Origin of the sequence: Paenirhizobium cremeum, from assembly GCF_047553425.1 — a bacterium.
GTDB lineage: Bacteria > Pseudomonadota > Alphaproteobacteria > Rhizobiales > Rhizobiaceae > Allorhizobium > Allorhizobium cremeum.
On the sequence record NZ_CP180218.1, the window covers coordinates 218,720 to 234,253 of the forward strand.

Below are 15,534 nucleotides of genomic sequence, written 5' to 3' on the forward strand. Positions count from 1 at the left end.
CCCGGAGCCCCATTCCCCATGCGGGGGCCCTCACCTCGCCCGCTGCAACATCCCGAACAGATCGCGCGGGTCGTCGGGGTCGGCGATGATGTCGATTTCCTGATAGAAATCCGTGCCCTTGAGCTTTTCGCGGACATAGCGGAGGGCGGAGAAATCCTCGGTGGCGAAGCCGACCGAGTCGAAAAGGGTGATCTGGCCGGCGTCGCGCCGTCCCTCGGCCTCGCCGCGCACCACGCGCCAGAGTTCGGTCACCGGATAATCCGGCGCCATCTGCTGGATCTCGCCCTCGATGCGGGTCTGCGGCGGATATTCGACGAAGGTGTCGGCGCGGAGAAGAATGTCACGGTGCAGTTCCGTCTTGCCGGGGCAGTCGCCGCCGATGGCGTTGATATGCACGCCGGCGCCGACCATGTTGTCGGTCAGAATGGTGGCGAACTGCTTGTCGGCGGTGCAGGTGGTGATGATCGCAGCGCCCTCGATGGCCGACTGCGCTGAGGTGCAGGCGGTGACGCGCAGGCCGGACCCTTCGAGATTGCGGACCGTCTTTTCGGTCGCCCGGCGGTCGATGTCGTAGAGCCTGACCTCCTCGATGCCGAGCACGACCTTCATCGCCAGCGCCTGGAATTCGGCCTGCGCCCCGTTTCCGATCATCGTCATGACCTTCGCCCCCTTCGGGGCAAGGTGGCGGGCGGCCATGGCCGAGGTCGCGGCGGTGCGAAGCGCGGTCAGCAGGGTCATTTCGGTCAGGAGCACCGGATAGCCGGTCGAAACCTTCGCCAGCAGGCCGAAGGCGGTCACCGTCTGCAACCCTTCCACCTTGTTGCTCGGATGGCCGTTGACATATTTGAAGCCGTAGAGGACGCCGTCGGAAGTCGGCATCAGCTCGATCACCCCTTCGCGCGAATGGGAGGCGATGCGCGGCGTCTTGTCGAAACTCTCCCAACGGCGGAAATCCTCCTCGATCACATCCGTCAGCTCGACAAGCATCGTCTCGATGCCGACGTGATGGACGAGGCGCATCATGTTCTCGACGCTGACGAAGGGAATGAGAGCCTTTTCGGAGGGCGATTGCGGCATGGACGGTTCCTTGGCTTGGTCAAAGCCCAGGTTAGCAAGATGCCTCCGCTAACCGAAATCGCAAAACCATGTTGTTTTTGCCAGAAATATGAGCAAATTGTATAGCAGAATTGTCAATATTGCCAAAAAGCCATCCATAAAGCCGGGAGCGAACCCATGAGCGTCGCCAAATACATCCCCGACGAACTCGACCGCCGCATCATCGCCCATCTGCGCATCGACGGCCGCGCCTCGCTCGCCAAGCTTTCCGATGCGCTCGGCGTGGCCCGCGGCACGGTGCAGAACCGGCTGGACCGGCTGACGGAGACGGGCACGCTGCTCGGCTTCACCGTCCGGGTGCGGGAGGATTACGACGACCGCTCGGTGCATGCGGTGATGATGATCGAGGTGATCGGCAAGTCGACGACCCAGGTCATCCGCAAGCTGCACGGCATCCCCGAGATTTCCTCGCTGCACACCACCAACGGCAACTGGGACCTGATCGCCAATATCCGCGCCGGCAGTCTTTCCGATTTCGACCGGGTGCTGCGCGAGGTGCGCATGATCGACGGTGTCTCGAACAGCGAGACGAGCCTGCTGCTCAGTTCCGTGTGAGACCGTCCCGGACCGGACGGGCCCGTCTTCGGCTGGAAGCGGCTTGTGGGCTCTCTTTGCGACGATGGCGGCAGGCCGTCGTGGGCTTGCCGCCATCCTCATGTTCCGTATGGGTTTGCTGCCGGCCCTATTCGCGTTCGCCGGTGAAGTTCAGGAGCAGCTGGAAGATGTTGACGAAGTTCAGGTAGAGCGACAGCGCGCCGAAGACGGCAAGCTTCTGCTGCGATTCCTGGTCGAAGTTCTCGGCATACTGTTCCTTGATGTTCTGCGTGTCCCAGGCGGTGAGGCCGACGAAGACGGCGATGCCGATCACCGAGATGGCGAATTGCAGGGCAGTCGAGCCGAGGAAGATGTTGACGATCGAGGCGATCATCACGCCGATCAGGCCCATGATGAGGAAGGAGCCGAACTGCGACAGGTCACGCTTGGTGACATAGCCGTAGAGGCTGGTCGCGCCGAACATGGTGGCGGCGATGAAGAAGGTGCGGGCGATGCTGGCGCCGGTGAACACGAGGAAGACCGAAGCGAGCGACAGGCCCATCACGGCGCAGAAGGCCCAGAAGGTCAGTTGCGCGGTCGAGGCCGACATCGAGTGGATGCGGAACGAGAAGAAGAAGACGAAGGCGAGCGGCGCCAGCATCACCACCCACTTCAGCGGCGTGGAGAAGATCGGCACGTAGAGCGCCGGCGTCGAGCCGACGACGAATGCGACGATGCCCGTCAGCACGAGGCCGAGGCCCATGTAGTTGTAGACGCGCAGCATGTGCTGGCGCAGGCCCTCGTCGAAGGCGGCGGCCGATGTCTGGCTGAGGCCGCCGAAGCGATTCTGGTTGGGGTACATATCGTGATCTCCGTTGTGGATCAGTGAAGGGATTTCATGAGGCGCCCGGCCTTGTCGTCGAGACCGGCGTCGGGCGTGCTGGAAACGATGGCATAGGCGACCTCGCCGATCTGCCACCAGGCGACCGTCGCATTCGACAGCGCCAGATGGGTGACCGGCTCGACGGCGAAATAGCCGGGCCTGACCGCAAAGAGCGACAGGCGACCGCTTTGCGGCGTCTTGATCCCCATTTCGACGCTTGGGCCGAAGGGCGAGGGGAAGACCTGCACGTCGGTCACCGTCCAGTCTCCCGGAAGCTCGGGAAGCCCGATCGCCGTGGCCGCCCGGATATCGCTGCGGTCGAGCAGGCGGGTCTCGGGCTGGGAGGGCATGGTTTCGCGCACGAGCGAGGTCTGGTGGGCCTGCACGGCCTGTTCGACGAAGGATGGCGGATGCACCGAGGCGACCACCTCCCTGGCGCCGAAGGGATGGACGGTGGCATTGGCAAACCAGCCGGCGGCGAATAGGCCGGCGACCGCCGCGACGCGCCGCACCGCCTGCCACATGCGCTGACCGGCAAGGCCGGAGGCGAGCCTTCTCGCCGCCTCGCGCGTCTCGGGTCTGGCGAAAGGCGCGGCCTCCGCAAGCGCCAGGCGAAGCGTCGTCTGGAGGCCGATATCCTCCATCACGCGGGCGGCGGTTTCGGGATGCCGTGCAAGCCACATCTCGACCCGCAGACGGCCTGCGGCATCGAGCTGGTTGTCGATATAGGCGTCGAGATCGCTGTCGAGAACGGGGGTCTCGTCACTCATTTCCGCCTCCTACAAGTCTCAGATGGTTGGGTTGTCTGCCGTCCTCGAAGGACCGTAATGCGGCGCGGGCGCGCGACACGCGCGACATCAGGGTGCCCACGGGAATGCCGAGCGTATCGGCGGCTTCCTGATAGGAAAGCTCTTCGATGGCGACGAGATGCAGCGCCTCCCGCTGTTCTTCGGGTAGCGTCATGAAGGCCTCGCGCACCTGCCGAAGCCTGACGGCGTGTTCCTGCTGTGCGGGAAAGGACGGCGGCTCGCCCAGCGCGTCCCTGTCCTCGCTCTCGTGCCGCCTGCGGCTGATCGACGAGCGCAGGCGGTCGACATGGGCGTTGTGGACGATGGAGAGCAGCCAGTTGCGCAGGTTGGAGCCGGGCCTGAAGGTGGCGCGGCGCTCATAGGCGCGCACCAGCGCATCGTGCACGAGATCTTCGGCATCGCCGGAATTGCGCGTGAGCGAGCGCGCATACCGCCTCAGGGAGGCGAGCTGGCCGATCACGTCGAACGATCTCTTGTTGCTGTCCATACCCCTGTATACGGACTGGCCCGGTTTTTATTCCAGCCGGTCCGAGATTTTTTCAAGGCCCGGCCGTATGAGCCTCGAACGCCCGTCTAGACCAGTGCCCGCGACAGGCCGCAATCCTCCCGGAAGGATTTGAAGCCGGCGAGCGACCGGAGAGAGCGGCCGTCGTCGATGGCGGCCAGATCGAGGATCACCGCGTTGGCGATCGTCATCGGCACCACCAGCGACTGTGAATCCCCGGCCTTGCCGCGCGAAACGAGGATCTGGTGATCGGGGGCCGGATCGAGGCGGGCGTTCAGGACATCGGTGAGCATCAGGACTTCCGCGCCCCTTTGCCGGGCGATCGCACGCATTTCCTGGATGAGGGGAGAGACCTTGCGGAAGGCGAGCAGCCAGACGACGTCGCCCGCGGCAAGCGTGTTCAGCGTTTCGGGAAGCTGGTTCATCCGGGCCGCGAGATCGACGGTCTCATAGCCCGAACGGTTGAGGCGAAGGGAGACCAGCGCGGAAAGCGACGAGAAATGCCCCTGGCCGAACAGGAAGATGCGGCGGCTCTTGCGCAGGCATTCGGAGAAGGCCCTGATATCGGCGTCGGAAACCGTGTTGCGGAGGCGCTCCAGCGCGGCGATCTCGCTGTCCAGCACGGAAGACAGCACGCCGCCGTCTTCCGCCCGCACCAGCCGGGCGGCAATGCGCGCTGCGGGATTGTCGAAATCGCCGCCGCCCTCCAGCAGATTGGCCTGGAGAAAGCTGCGGAACTCGGGATAGCCCTTGAATCCCAGGCGGCGGGCGAGCCGCACGGCCGATGCCGGATGCACCCCGGCGCGGGAGGAGACCTCCTTGCCGTTGTCCATCGCCGCTCGGACCGGGTCCTGCATCAGGACGTCCAGCAATCGGGTGTCGGCCTCCGTCAGCCGGGTCGAATTGCGGTTGATGAGGTCGCCGAGCGCCTGCGGAACTTCACTTTGTCTGTCCATTGCTTCCCGTCTGTTTGTCAGCCCTGACGTTTCCGGGGTGTCCGGGTTCAATATCCGATTCCGGCAGCATGCGCGGGCGTTTCGTCCGGCGCAAGCTCGATGCGATCTTCGCTCCTGTCGTCGAAATAGAGCGCCCGGCCGAAATCGCAGACCGCCCAAAGCTTCTCGGTATTCTGCGGCATCGTGTCGCGCGGGCAGGTCAGCGTCAGGCGGCCGGCCTCGCTGTCGCAATGCAGGATGATGTCGGAGCCGGTCATCTCGGAGAGGAGAAGGCGGACGGGAAGCGCCGGTCCCGCGGGTTCCTCCGACCGGACCGCGATATGTTCGGGGCGAAAGCCGATGGTGATGTCCTGCCGGCCCCGCCAGCCGGGGATCTTGGCCGCCGGCAGGAAGTTCATCGCCGGCGCGCCGAGGAAACCGGCGACGAAGCGGTTGGCGGGACGGTCGTAGATCGCCTCGGGCGTATCGAACTGCTGGAGATGGCCGCCCTTCATCACCGCGATGCGGTCGGCGAGCGAGAGAGCCTCCGTCTGGTCGTGCGTGACGTAGACGATGGTCGCTCCGAGCGCCCGGTGCAATTCCTTGATCTCGGTGCGCATGGCGACGCGCAGCGCATTGTCGAGGTTCGACAGCGGTTCGTCCATCAGGAAGGTCGAGGTGTTGCGGGCCATGGCGCGGCCCATCGCCACGCGCTGCCGCTGGCCGCCGGAGAGCGCGCCGGGCTTGCGGTCGAGATAGGCTTCGAGCTGCAGCGTCTTCGCCACGCTTTCGGCCCGCGCATTGCGCTCCGCCTTCGGCATGCCGCGCAGTTCGAGCCCGAAGGCGATGTTCTGGCGCACCGTCATGTGCGGATAGAGCGCGTAGTTCTGGAAGATCATGGCGATGTCGCGATCCTGCGGCGCCAGATCGTTCGCCCGCCTGCCGCCGATTTCGATCTCGCCCTCGTCGATGCGCTCCAGCCCGGCGATGAGCCGCAGCAGCGTGGACTTGCCGCAGCCCGAGGGGCCGACGATGACGACGAATTCGCCGGGGCGGATGTCCATCGAAACGCCGTGGAGGATCTGCGGCCCGCCGGCATAGGACTTCCGGATGGAACGAAGGGAAATGCCTCTCATCGGTTTGTCTCCCGGTTTTTCTCGTTGCGAATGGCGATGGCGAGGCTCGGTCGGTCGGTGGTGAAAACCTTGACGCCGAGCGAAAGCGCCTTTTCGATCTGCGGCGCGGTGTGTGCGGCCCAGCAGCCGAAATCGAGGCCGGCGGCCCCGATTTCGGCCATCAGCCCTGTGTCGGCCGTGTCGATATGGACGCCGATCTCCGGGATCTCATGGGCGCGGGCAAGCTCGATCACGGCGGACGTTCCGAGCTGGCGGAGCACCGGCGGGCTGACCAGCCAGAGCCTGGGCCGGTCCGTCGCCGCCGCGATCTCGTCCAGCGCCTCGATCAGGAAGGAGGAGAAGGTGGTGCGTTCCAGCATGCCGTTGCTGGCAAGGGTCTCGACCACGCGCGGCACGAAATCGCGGTAGGGGCGGCCATCGGCGCCCGGCTTGATTTCGCAGCGGAAATCGACGCGGCTTTTCGAGAAAATGATGCAGAGTTCCTCGAGCGTGAGCGGATGGCCGCCCTCGCCGTAATTGATGGTGGCGGCGCGGACCTCTGACACAGTCAGGCCGGCGATTGCGCCGGTGCGGTCCGTGGTGGCGTCGAGCGTGGCGTCGTGATGCACGATGATGGCGCCGTCGGCGGTCGGGTGGACATCGAATTCCACTTCCTCCAGCGCCATGATCGCGGTTGCCGAAAAGCCGCGGGGCGTGCTGTCGCCGAATTCGAGCGTGCCGCCGCGATGGGATGCGATATGTGTCATTTTCTGTTCCATGTTGAATTACTTGACCGCGCCCATGGTAATGCCGCGCACCAGATGCCGCTCGACCAGCAGGAAGCCCAGGAGCACCGGCAGGATGGTGATGGTCGATGCGGCCATGACCAGCGGCCAGTCGATCAGGCCTTCGCCGGGATTGGTGCGGTAGAGCCGAGCCAGGCCGATCTGTAGCGTGAAGAGGTCTTCCTTGCCGACGGCGACCAGCGGCCAGATGTAGTTGTTCCATTCGGTGAGGAAGATATAGAGCCCCATCGAGAAGATGGCGGGCTTCGAGATCGGCACGATGATCCGCCAGAGCACCTGCAAAGGTGTGGCGCCGTCCATGTAGGCGGCTTCGTCCAGCGCCCTCGGAATGCCCTTGATGTATTGCCGCAGGAAGAAGGCGGCGAAACCATTGGAGATCGCCGGCAGGATCAGCCCGGCATAGGTGTCGAGCAGTCCCGCTTTGGCGAGCGTCAGGTAGTTGGGAATGAGGCTGATATGGCTCGGAATCATCAGCGTCGCGACGGTTGCGCCGAACAGCAGGTTGCCGCCGCGAAACTCGTAGCGGGCGAAGGCGAAGGCGGCCATGGTGGCGACGGTCAGCCCGATGATCGTCACCAGCCCGGAGACGAGGATGCTGTTCATGAGATAACGGGCGAAATTGTATTGCCCGACCGCGCGGGCGTAATTGCCGAGCGTGAACTCCACCGTGCCGGTGTAATAGGCGTGCGCCGTCTGGAACGACATCCAGATCGAATAGAGCACCGGCACGAGGAAAATCGTCCCGGCAGCCAGCGCAAGCAGGGTGAGGAGGCGGTTTTCAGGCTTCATAATGCACCTTCCTGCCGACGACGAAGGACTTGACCAGCGCCAGCACGATGAGAAGGACGAAGAGCAGCACGGCGAGCGCCGAGCCCTGGCCGATATCGAACAGCACGAAACCGACGCGGTAGAGCATGTTGACCAGCATGTCGGTCGCGCCCGCCGGTCCGCCGTGGGTCATGACGTTGACGATGGTGAAGACCTGGAAGGCCTCGATCACCGAGATGACCAGCAGGAAATAGGTAGTCGGCATGACCAGCGGCACGGTGACCCGGCGGAAAACGTGGAACCGGCGGCCGCCATCGACGGCAGCGGCATCGTAAAGCTCCTGCGGCACGGCCTGCAGGCCGGCGATGTAGATGACGATGTCGTAGCCGAGCTGTTTCCATGTATTGACCGCGATCAGCACCCAGAGCGCCAGCGACGGGTCCTGCAGCCAGGGCACCTTGCCCAGCCCGAGCTTTGCCAGCAGCGCGTTGACCATGCCGTAATCGGTGGCGAACACCCAGGAGAAGACGACGGCAATGGAGACGGTGGATGTGACCGAGGGCAAAAACAGCGCGCCGCGCAGCAGCCGCGAGGGCAGTGTTTCGCGCACCAGATAGCTGGCGATGGCGAGCGCCAGAGCGAGCCTCAGCGGCACGGAGAGCACTGCAAACAGCGCAGTCACCTTCAGCGCGTTCCAGAAATCGCGCGAGGCAAAAAGGGCGCGGTAATTGTCGAGCCCGACGAAGGGCATGTCCGGCGACAGGAAATCCCAGTGGCGGAAGCTCAGGTTGAGGCTCGACACGATGGGGATATAGGTGAACACCGCAATGAAGGCGATCAGCGGGCCGACGAACAGATAGGGTGTAAGGGTGCGAAGCATGGGACCCCGGATCAGGCACAAGAGAAGGTAGGCAAGGACAGGACGAAGGACCGGCAGCCGCCCGAAGGCAGACCACCGGTCCCGCTGTTTCGGCAGAGGCTTATTCGCCGGTGCGTTCCGCTTCCTTGCGGGTCTGGGCGGCGAAGTCCTTCATGGTCTCGGTCGCGTCGCGCTGGCCAAAGGCCATGGCTTCCCACATCTTGTATTCGGTGGTGCGCATCCAGGTGACGACCGGCGCGCGCGAACGGCCATGGGCGAAGTCGAGCTGCTTGATGGCGACGTCGATGCCCGGCTGGGTGGCGAGCGCTTCCACGGCAACCGGCAGGGCCGCGCTCTTCTTGTTGATCGGCAGATAGCCGGTTTCGGCAAACCAGATGGCGTTGGCCTCAGGCGATGCGGCGTAGCTCACGAACTTGTAGGCCGCGTCCTGAACCGCCTTCTCGGAGGTCGAGAGAATGCCGATGCCGGCGCCGCCGATCGGCACCGAACAGGTCTTGTTGCAGGGCATCGGACGCGTTTCGAGTTTGTCGCCGAGCGCCTTCCTGGCGCCGCCGTAATTGCCGGTCGAATTCAGCATGATGCCCACCTTGCCGGCGAGGAATGCGTCGCGACCGTTGTCTTCCTCGGTCACGCCATCCGGCGAGGAGACCTTTTCCTTGTGCACCAGCGAGGCCATCCATTGATAGGCTTCGATGGTGTTCGGGCTGTCCAGCAGCACCTCGTTGGTCTTCGGGTCCATCAGCTCGCTGTCATTGGCCATGACGAGGCCCCAGCGGGCGAACTGGCCGGGCGCGGCGATGCCGCTGACGCCTTCCGAACCGAGCTTTTCGGTGATCGTCTTCGACGCGGCCATGATGTCGTCGAAGGTCTTCAGCGCAGGCTCGCCCTCGATGCCGGCGCGCTTGAAGATATCGCTGTTGTAGTAAAGGACCGGGGTCGATGAGTTGAAGGGCACGATGTAGTTCTTGCCCTTGTAGACGCCGACTTCGCGCGCGTAGTCGTAAAGGTCGTCCTTCAGCGGATCGGCGTCGAAATAGGGGGTGAGGTCGGTCAGCACGCCACGGTCGGCGAAAAGGCCGTAGCGGGTCACCTCGAGAATGACCGCATCGGGCGCGCGCTTGGCCGGAATGGCGGCCTGCAGCTTGGCGACGATGTCGTTGTAGTTGCCGATGAACTCGGCCTGAATGTCGATGTCCGGATTGGCCGCCTCGAAACCGGCGATGATCTTGTCCAGCGCTTCGCCATTGCCCTTGTTGAAGCTGTGCCAGAACTTCACCACCGTTGCGGCCTCAGCCGAGGCGACCGTGGCAAGAAGGGCGATCAGGCTGGCGCCGGCCAGTTTGTGCAATTTGTGTGACATGAATCTTTTCCTTTGCAAAAGAAATTGCATCCCGCTCGTCATCCTCTAGACCCGTTGCACGACAGTTTCGTGAAGCCGGAGCCAGGTTTTCGTGACGTGGAGAGGAAGGAAGGATGCCTTGGGGACGCGGCAATCGCATAAGGAAGGTGCTGCGGCGCGGTGTTCTTGATCCCCTCTGGGGGAGGTGGCCGGTGGGCGGGAGGGGTTTTGCCGCAGGCGAAGAGCCCGGGTGTAAATTGCATCGAGCCACCGGCGCGGCCGCCGGTGGCGAAGGAACCGGCCTTCGGGCGGGTTCTTCGGGTCTATTTCTTCGGGCCGAACCTTCAGCCGGCGATCAGCTTGACTTCCATGAAGTCTTCCAGGCCCCACTTGCCGCCTTCGCGGCCGATGCCGGACTGCTTGTAGCCGCCAAAGGGCATGCCCGGCGCGCGGGAGGTGCCATTGATCTGTACCATGCCGGCGCGCAGCCTGCGGGCGACGCGCTGCGCCCGTTCCGGCGATCCCGTCTGGATATAGGCGGCAAGGCCGTAGACCGTGTCGTTGGCGATGCGGATCGCGTCTTCCTCGGTGTCGAAGGGGATCATCACCAGCACCGGCCCGAAAACCTCCTCGCGCGCGATCGCCATGTCGTTGTCGACGCCGGCGAAGATGGTCGGGCGGACGAAATAGCCGCGATTGAAGCCTTCCGGCCTGCCGAGCCCGCCAAGCACCGGCTTCGCTCCTTCGGCGATGCCCTTTTCGATCATGCCCTGGACCTTCTCGAACTGGGCTCCGGAGGACAGCGGGCCGATATGATCGCCGTCCCTGGCCGGGTCGTCGACGGCGACCTGTGCGCCGGCCCTGGCGGCAAGATCGACGGCTGCGTCATAGACGGAACGCTCGACCAGCATGCGGGTCGGCGCATTACAGGACTGCCCGGTGTTCTCGAAGCAATGCCTGACGCCGCGTTCGATGGCGGCCGGCAGGTCGGCATCGGCGAAGACGATGTTCGGCGACTTGCCGCCGAGTTCGAGCGATACGTGCTTGACCGTGGCGGCAGAAGCGCGCGAGACGGCGGCACCTGCGCGGGTCGAGCCGGTGAACGACATCATGTCGACGTCCGGATGGCTGGAAAGCGCCTCGCCGACGACGGGACCCTCGCCGTTGACGAGGTTGAAGACGCCTGCGGGGAAGCCCGCCTCGTCCATGAACTCGGCAAACAGCATCGCCGACATCGGGGCGATTTCCGAAGGCTTGAGCACGACGGTGCAGCCGACGGCGACCGCGGGTATGACCTTCAGCGCGATCTGGTTCATCGGCCAGTTCCACGGCGTGATGAGGCCGCAAACGCCGATCGGCTCGTGCACGATCCGCTGGTTGGGGCGGGTTTCGTCCGGCAGGTATTCCCATTCATAGGCCTTGAAGGCACGGATGAACGCCTTCAGGTGGGAGACGCCGGAGACCGCCTGGGATTCGCGCGAAAGCCTGATCGGCGCGCCCATTTCGGCGGTAATCGCCTCGGCCATTTCCTCCATCCGGCGCTCGTATATCGTGACTAGCTTTTCCAGATGGGCAAGCCGTTCGTCGCGGCTCGTGCTGCTCCAGCCTTCGAAGGCGCGGCGGGCGGCGGCCACGGCGCGGTCGATGTCGCCGGCGGTGCCGCCGGAAATCACGGCATAGGCTTCCTCGTTCGCCGGGTTGATGACTTCGATCCGCGTTCCGCCAGCCGGAGCGACCCACGCGCCGTCGATATAGAAGTTGAGCTTTTCGATCAGTGTCTTGTTCTGCAGCATGGGGGCATCCTGACTGGTGGGGTTGGAAAGGTCGGTGGACATCCTTACAGTCCCGCAACGGCCCCGGCCAGCCCTTCCTGCGGGGTGAAGTCACCGGAGAGGCCCGTGCCCGCCCGGCCGGGACCCGGCCTCCGTCGGCGACATTTCGCCGCTTGCGACCGGCGGGCCCTCTCCGTATATCACTTGACAACGATCATTAAGATCAACGGAAACCGCCACTTTGCCGAATGTCTCTCAGGAACCTGGCCGCCGCGGGCGCTCGGGTCGCGGACGCGCGATCCCCGGTCCGGGACGTGCGGCCGTTCTGCTCGCCGTTGCAGCGCCTCTCTGCTGGCTGCCGCAGGCCTGGTTCGCGGCCCAGGCCATCGGGCGTCTGGCCGATGGCGCGGGCGCGGGCGATATCCTGGAAAACGCCGTCTGCTTCGCCCTGTTCGGGTTGCTGCGCGCCGCGCTTGAGGCTTTGTCCGGCCGTCTTGCCTTCAAGTCTGCCCGGCGCGAACTCACCGCCAGCCGCGTGAGCGCGCTTGCAGCCCTTGCGGCGCGCTCGCCGGTCGATACCGGCCGCCCCTCGTCCGGACAGGCTGCAAGCGTGATCGCCGAGCAGGCGGAAATGTTGACGCCATGGCTTTCCCGTTACCAGCCCGCCCGGACGAAGGCGATGATCGTGCCTTTCGTCATCGCCGCCGCGGTTCTCCCGTTTTCATGGATCGCGGCGCTGGCGCTGCTTGTCACCGCACCGGTCATTCCACTTTTCATGGCGCTCGTCGGAATGCGTGCCCGCAAGGCCAGCGAACAGCAGCTTGTCCGCATGGGCGACATCAACGCCTTCCTCATTGACCGGCTGCGCGGCCTTGCCACCATCCGCACGCTCGGCGCCGTCCCGGAGACGGCCAAGCGGCTGCGCATCGAGGCGGAAGACCTGAAGCGACGCACCATGGCGGTCCTGAAGATCGCCTTCCTTACGTCTGCGACGCTGGAGCTTTTTTCCGCCCTCGGCGTGGCGCTGACGGCCGTCTATATCGGCTTTCATCTTCTGGGATTTATCGGGATCGGAACCTGGGGGACGAAAATGACGCTGGCCGAAGGCCTGTTCGTGCTGATGATCGCGCCCGCCTTCTTCGAGCCGCTGCGTGAACTGTCCTCCGTCTGGCATGACCGCGCGGCGGGCGAGGCGGCGCAAAAAGCGCTTGGCGCGCTTTCCGGCAAGGGCATGCCCCTGCCGCCCTCCGAAGGATCGGCAAACGGCAGCGAGGCGGCGCTCCTGGCGGAAGGTCTGCGCTATACCCATCCGGGCCGCGAGGCCCCGACGCTTCAGGCTTTCTCGCTCTCCATCGCGCCCGGCGAGAAGATCGCGATCATGGCGCCGAGCGGCAGCGGCAAATCCACGCTTTTATCGCTGCTGGCGGGGCTTGCCGCTCCGCAGGCGGGAAAGCTCGCCGTTTTCGGGCGCTTGCCGGCGGCGGCGCGCGAGGCGGGCGATATCGCCTGGATCGGGCAGTCCGCCCATGTCTTTTCGGGTTCCATCGCCGCCAACGTGTCGCTCGGACGGCCTGACGTCGATGCCGATGCGGTCGCCGGGGCGCTTGCGGTCGGGCGTCTGTCCCATGTCGCCGAAAGCCACGGCCGCGCTCCGCTCGGCGAGGGCGGAACGGGTCTTTCCGGTGGCGAGATCGTGCGGCTTGCGATTGCCCGCGCCGCCGCAAACCGAAAGGCGCGGCTGATCCTCGCCGACGAGCCGACGGCCCATCTCGACGCCGCCACGGCGGACCTCGTGACGGAAAGCCTGCTCGATCTGGCGAAGGGACGCACACTGATCGTCGTGACCCATGATGCGGCGCTTGCCGCACGCATGGACCGGACGGTGACGCTTGTCGCGGAGGGCGGGACATGAGGGCGGTTCTGCTCGTCCTTCGCCTGTTCCTCGCGGAAAAGCGGCTGGCGCTTGCCCTCGGCCTTCTGCTTGCCGCCCTGACGGCGATTGCCGGTGTCGCGCTTTTGTCCTTGTCGGGCTGGTTCATCACGGCGACGGCCCTGGCGGGGCTTTCGGCCGCCAGCGCGCTCGCCTTCGATGTCTTCGCGCCCTCGGCCGGCATCCGCTTTCTCGCGCTGTTCCGCACCGCGGCGCGGTATGGCGAGCGCATCGTCACCCATGACGCGACGCTTTCGGTGCTCGCCGGCATGCGCGAGACGCTGTTTCGGACCTTTGCCACGGCGCGCTCGGCACGCGCACTGGCGCTTCGCCCCGCACGCCTCCTCTTCCGCCTGACGCTGGATGTCGATGCCCTCGACGGGCTTTACCTGCGGCTTCTCGTACCGTCAGGCGTGGCGCTTGCCTCGGCGCTGTTTGCCGCCCTCTCGCTCGCCTTTGTCGATGGCCGCATCGCGCTTGCGGTTGGCCTGCTTCCTGCGGTGGCGGGCTTCGGCATCGCGGTCATCGCTGCGTTGAAGGCTGAAAAGCCGGCCCGTCATCGCGCCGTCGCGCTGGAAGCCGTGCGCGGCCGCGTCATCGACATGATCGCCGGCGCCACGGATCTGCTGATGGCCGGTCGCCTTGAGGCATCCAGGCAGAATGTCGAGACGGCGGAAAGCCGGCTGGCCGAGACCGACGACCGGCTGAACCGCATCGAGACGCTTGCCGGCTTCGGCCTTGCGGCGCTGGCGCCCGTTGTTGGCGGCTGTCTTCTCGTGGCGCTCGCCTGTCTGGTCGAGGCGGGCGTCATCGGCGTGCCGGTCGCCGCCTTCGCCCTGCTTCTGGCTCTTGCCGCCGTCGAGCCCTTCACTGCCCTGAAGCGCGGGGCGCTGGAGGCGGGACGCATTCTTGCCGCCGCCCGTCGTATCGCGCCCCGCCTCGGAGAGACCCCGCAGGAGATCGCCGTCGCGCCGCCGCCGCCGGGGTTCGCTCTTCTGGCCGAAAACCTCGTCCTGCGGCATCCCGGCGCAGGGCGGCCGGCGCTCTCGGGCCTGTCGCTCGAAATCCCGGCCGGCGAGATCGTGGCGCTGACCGGTCCGAGCGGGGCTGGAAAGTCGACCCTGATGGCCCTGATCGCGGGTGAAATCACCGCCGAGGCCGGCCGTGTCGCGGCGCTGCCTGCCACTCTCCTCACGCAGCGGGTCGAACTCTTCGCCGATACGCTCGCCGGCAATCTCAGGCTGGCAAGGCCTGACGCCACGGAGGCGGAACTCTGGGCGGCGCTCGATGCGGCAGGGCTGGCGGAGACGGCCCGCAACCTGCCGCAGGGGCTTGAAACCTGGCTCGGCGAAGGAGGCTCGGGCCTTTCCGGCGGCGAGAGCCGGCGCCTGTCGCTCGCCCGGCTTCTCCTGGCGGATGTACCCCTTCTTCTGCTCGATGAGCCGACCGAGGCGCTGGATACCGAAACCGCCCGCGACATCGTGGCGCGCCTTGCCGCCGCAAGGGGAGGGCGCACCGTCCTGATCGCGACCCACAGCGCGCAGGACGTCGAAATTGCCGACCGAATCCTTGTTGTTGACAAAGGTCAATTATGTGGCAATTTCAAATGTAGGGAGACGGCTTTCGCCGAGGTTGCTTCGAGACTGCGCAAACGTTGAGCGACGTTATTTTGTCGCATTGCCTGCGCCGCAAGATAACAATAAGCAATTGTCAGACGTTGCTTTCAGCGGTTCAGAGACCTCATGCGTTCTTCCGGCTCCATATCGCAATTCCTGCGCATCCTGTGCGCGATTGCGCTCTTCTCGGTGGGCTTTGCTCACCGGGTTCCGGATGTGCAGGCAACGGAAATCGTCGCGGCGGCCATTGCGCTTCCGGACGGCACTGTTCCCGATCTCTGCCTCGCCGGCTCAAGGGGCGGTATCGGCAAGGACGGGTACTCTCTGAACCGGTCCTGCGAGGCCTGCCTCATTTCAGCGGCGATGGTCCTGCCGCTGCCGGCGGAGGAAGCGGGCGACCGGCCCATGCCGCATGAAACGGTCCTGCGACCGGATCGGGCGCGTTTCGACGCGCCGCCCGTGCTGATTTCGAAGGCCGCGCCGAGAGCGCCGCCGGTGGCCTGAAGTCCCAAAGCGCCCGACGCCG

Annotated in this window: 15 protein-coding genes; 4 read left to right on the top strand and 11 right to left on the bottom strand. The window is 65.3% G+C overall.

Annotation, left to right across the window (positions count from 1 at the left end):
* Window positions 1-30: 30 nt before the first annotated feature.
* Window positions 31-1,077 (bottom strand): ornithine cyclodeaminase, encoded by a 1,047-nt coding sequence (locus tag ACLBKR_RS21275; protein WP_414901919.1) that lies wholly within the window; start codon window positions 1,075-1,077, stop codon window positions 31-33.
* 156 nt (window positions 1,078-1,233) lie between these two features.
* On the opposite strand from ACLBKR_RS21275, the gene ACLBKR_RS21280 reads away from it, so the two are divergent.
* On the top strand, window positions 1,234-1,671 hold the full coding sequence (locus tag ACLBKR_RS21280) for an Lrp/AsnC family transcriptional regulator (protein ID WP_112829590.1): 438 nt from the start codon (window positions 1,234-1,236) through the stop codon (window positions 1,669-1,671).
* A 127-nt stretch (window positions 1,672-1,798) separates the two neighbouring features.
* Here the strand turns inward: ACLBKR_RS21280 and ACLBKR_RS21285 are convergent, their stop codons facing one another.
* From ACLBKR_RS21285 to ACLBKR_RS21330, 10 genes are all read right to left on the bottom strand, one after another.
* Entirely contained in the window at window positions 1,799-2,512 is a 714-nt protein-coding gene (locus ACLBKR_RS21285; protein ID WP_112829591.1) for a Bax inhibitor-1/YccA family protein, read from the bottom strand.
* A gap of 20 nt (window positions 2,513-2,532) precedes the next feature.
* Window positions 2,533-3,303 (bottom strand): anti-sigma factor family protein, encoded by a 771-nt coding sequence (locus tag ACLBKR_RS21290; protein WP_113438737.1) that lies wholly within the window; start codon window positions 3,301-3,303, stop codon window positions 2,533-2,535.
* The gene (locus ACLBKR_RS21295) at window positions 3,296-3,829 is read right to left on the bottom strand and encodes a sigma-70 family RNA polymerase sigma factor (RefSeq protein ID WP_414901922.1); all 534 of its coding nucleotides are present in this window, start codon (window positions 3,827-3,829) and stop codon (window positions 3,296-3,298) included. Before ACLBKR_RS21295 ends, ACLBKR_RS21290 begins: the two co-directional genes overlap by 8 nt.
* Window positions 3,830-3,915: 86 nt before the next feature.
* Window positions 3,916-4,803, bottom strand: coding sequence for a MurR/RpiR family transcriptional regulator (locus tag ACLBKR_RS21300; RefSeq protein ID WP_113339908.1), 888 nt, complete (start codon window positions 4,801-4,803; stop codon window positions 3,916-3,918).
* A gap of 47 nt (window positions 4,804-4,850) precedes the next feature.
* On the bottom strand, window positions 4,851-5,918 hold the full coding sequence (locus ACLBKR_RS21305) for an ATP-binding cassette domain-containing protein (RefSeq protein ID WP_113448091.1): 1,068 nt from the start codon (window positions 5,916-5,918) through the stop codon (window positions 4,851-4,853).
* On the bottom strand, window positions 5,915-6,664 hold the full coding sequence (locus ACLBKR_RS21310) for a glycerophosphodiester phosphodiesterase family protein (protein ID WP_113448092.1): 750 nt from the start codon (window positions 6,662-6,664) through the stop codon (window positions 5,915-5,917). The genes ACLBKR_RS21305 and ACLBKR_RS21310 overlap by 4 nt, the downstream gene beginning before the upstream one ends.
* Before the next feature lie 18 nt (window positions 6,665-6,682).
* Window positions 6,683-7,492: a carbohydrate ABC transporter permease gene (locus tag ACLBKR_RS21315; protein ID WP_112829597.1), complete on the bottom strand. Its 810-nt coding sequence runs from the start codon at window positions 7,490-7,492 to the stop codon at window positions 6,683-6,685.
* A complete protein-coding gene (locus ACLBKR_RS21320; protein ID WP_113486988.1) occupies window positions 7,482-8,351 on the bottom strand; it encodes a carbohydrate ABC transporter permease in 870 nt (289 codons plus the stop codon). Before ACLBKR_RS21320 ends, ACLBKR_RS21315 begins: the two co-directional genes overlap by 11 nt.
* Before the next feature lie 100 nt (window positions 8,352-8,451).
* Complete coding sequence (locus tag ACLBKR_RS21325; protein WP_414901926.1) at window positions 8,452-9,711, bottom strand: ABC transporter substrate-binding protein; 1,260 nt, start codon at window positions 9,709-9,711, stop codon at window positions 8,452-8,454.
* 323 nt (window positions 9,712-10,034) lie between these two features.
* On the bottom strand, window positions 10,035-11,483 hold the full coding sequence (locus ACLBKR_RS21330; protein ID WP_414902074.1) for an aldehyde dehydrogenase family protein: 1,449 nt from the start codon (window positions 11,481-11,483) through the stop codon (window positions 10,035-10,037).
* Between the two features lie 220 nt (window positions 11,484-11,703).
* Here ACLBKR_RS21330 and cydD point away from each other — a divergent pair, with 220 nt between their 5' ends.
* The 3 genes from cydD (at window position 11,704) to ACLBKR_RS21345 (ending at window position 15,512) form a co-directional block, all read left to right on the top strand.
* Window positions 11,704-13,374, top strand: a complete 1,671-nt coding sequence (gene cydD, locus ACLBKR_RS21335) for a thiol reductant ABC exporter subunit CydD (protein WP_113439164.1) — start codon at window positions 11,704-11,706, stop codon at window positions 13,372-13,374.
* Window positions 13,371-15,050 carry a thiol reductant ABC exporter subunit CydC gene (gene cydC / locus ACLBKR_RS21340; RefSeq protein ID WP_414901929.1) on the top strand — a complete coding sequence of 560 codons (1,680 nt, stop codon included), beginning with the start codon at window positions 13,371-13,373 and terminating at the stop codon, window positions 15,048-15,050. Before cydD ends, cydC begins: the two co-directional genes overlap by 4 nt.
* An 84-nt stretch (window positions 15,051-15,134) precedes the next feature.
* Complete coding sequence (locus ACLBKR_RS21345) at window positions 15,135-15,512, top strand: hypothetical protein (protein WP_112829603.1); 378 nt, start codon at window positions 15,135-15,137, stop codon at window positions 15,510-15,512.
* The last annotated feature ends 22 nt before the right edge of the window (window positions 15,513-15,534 follow it).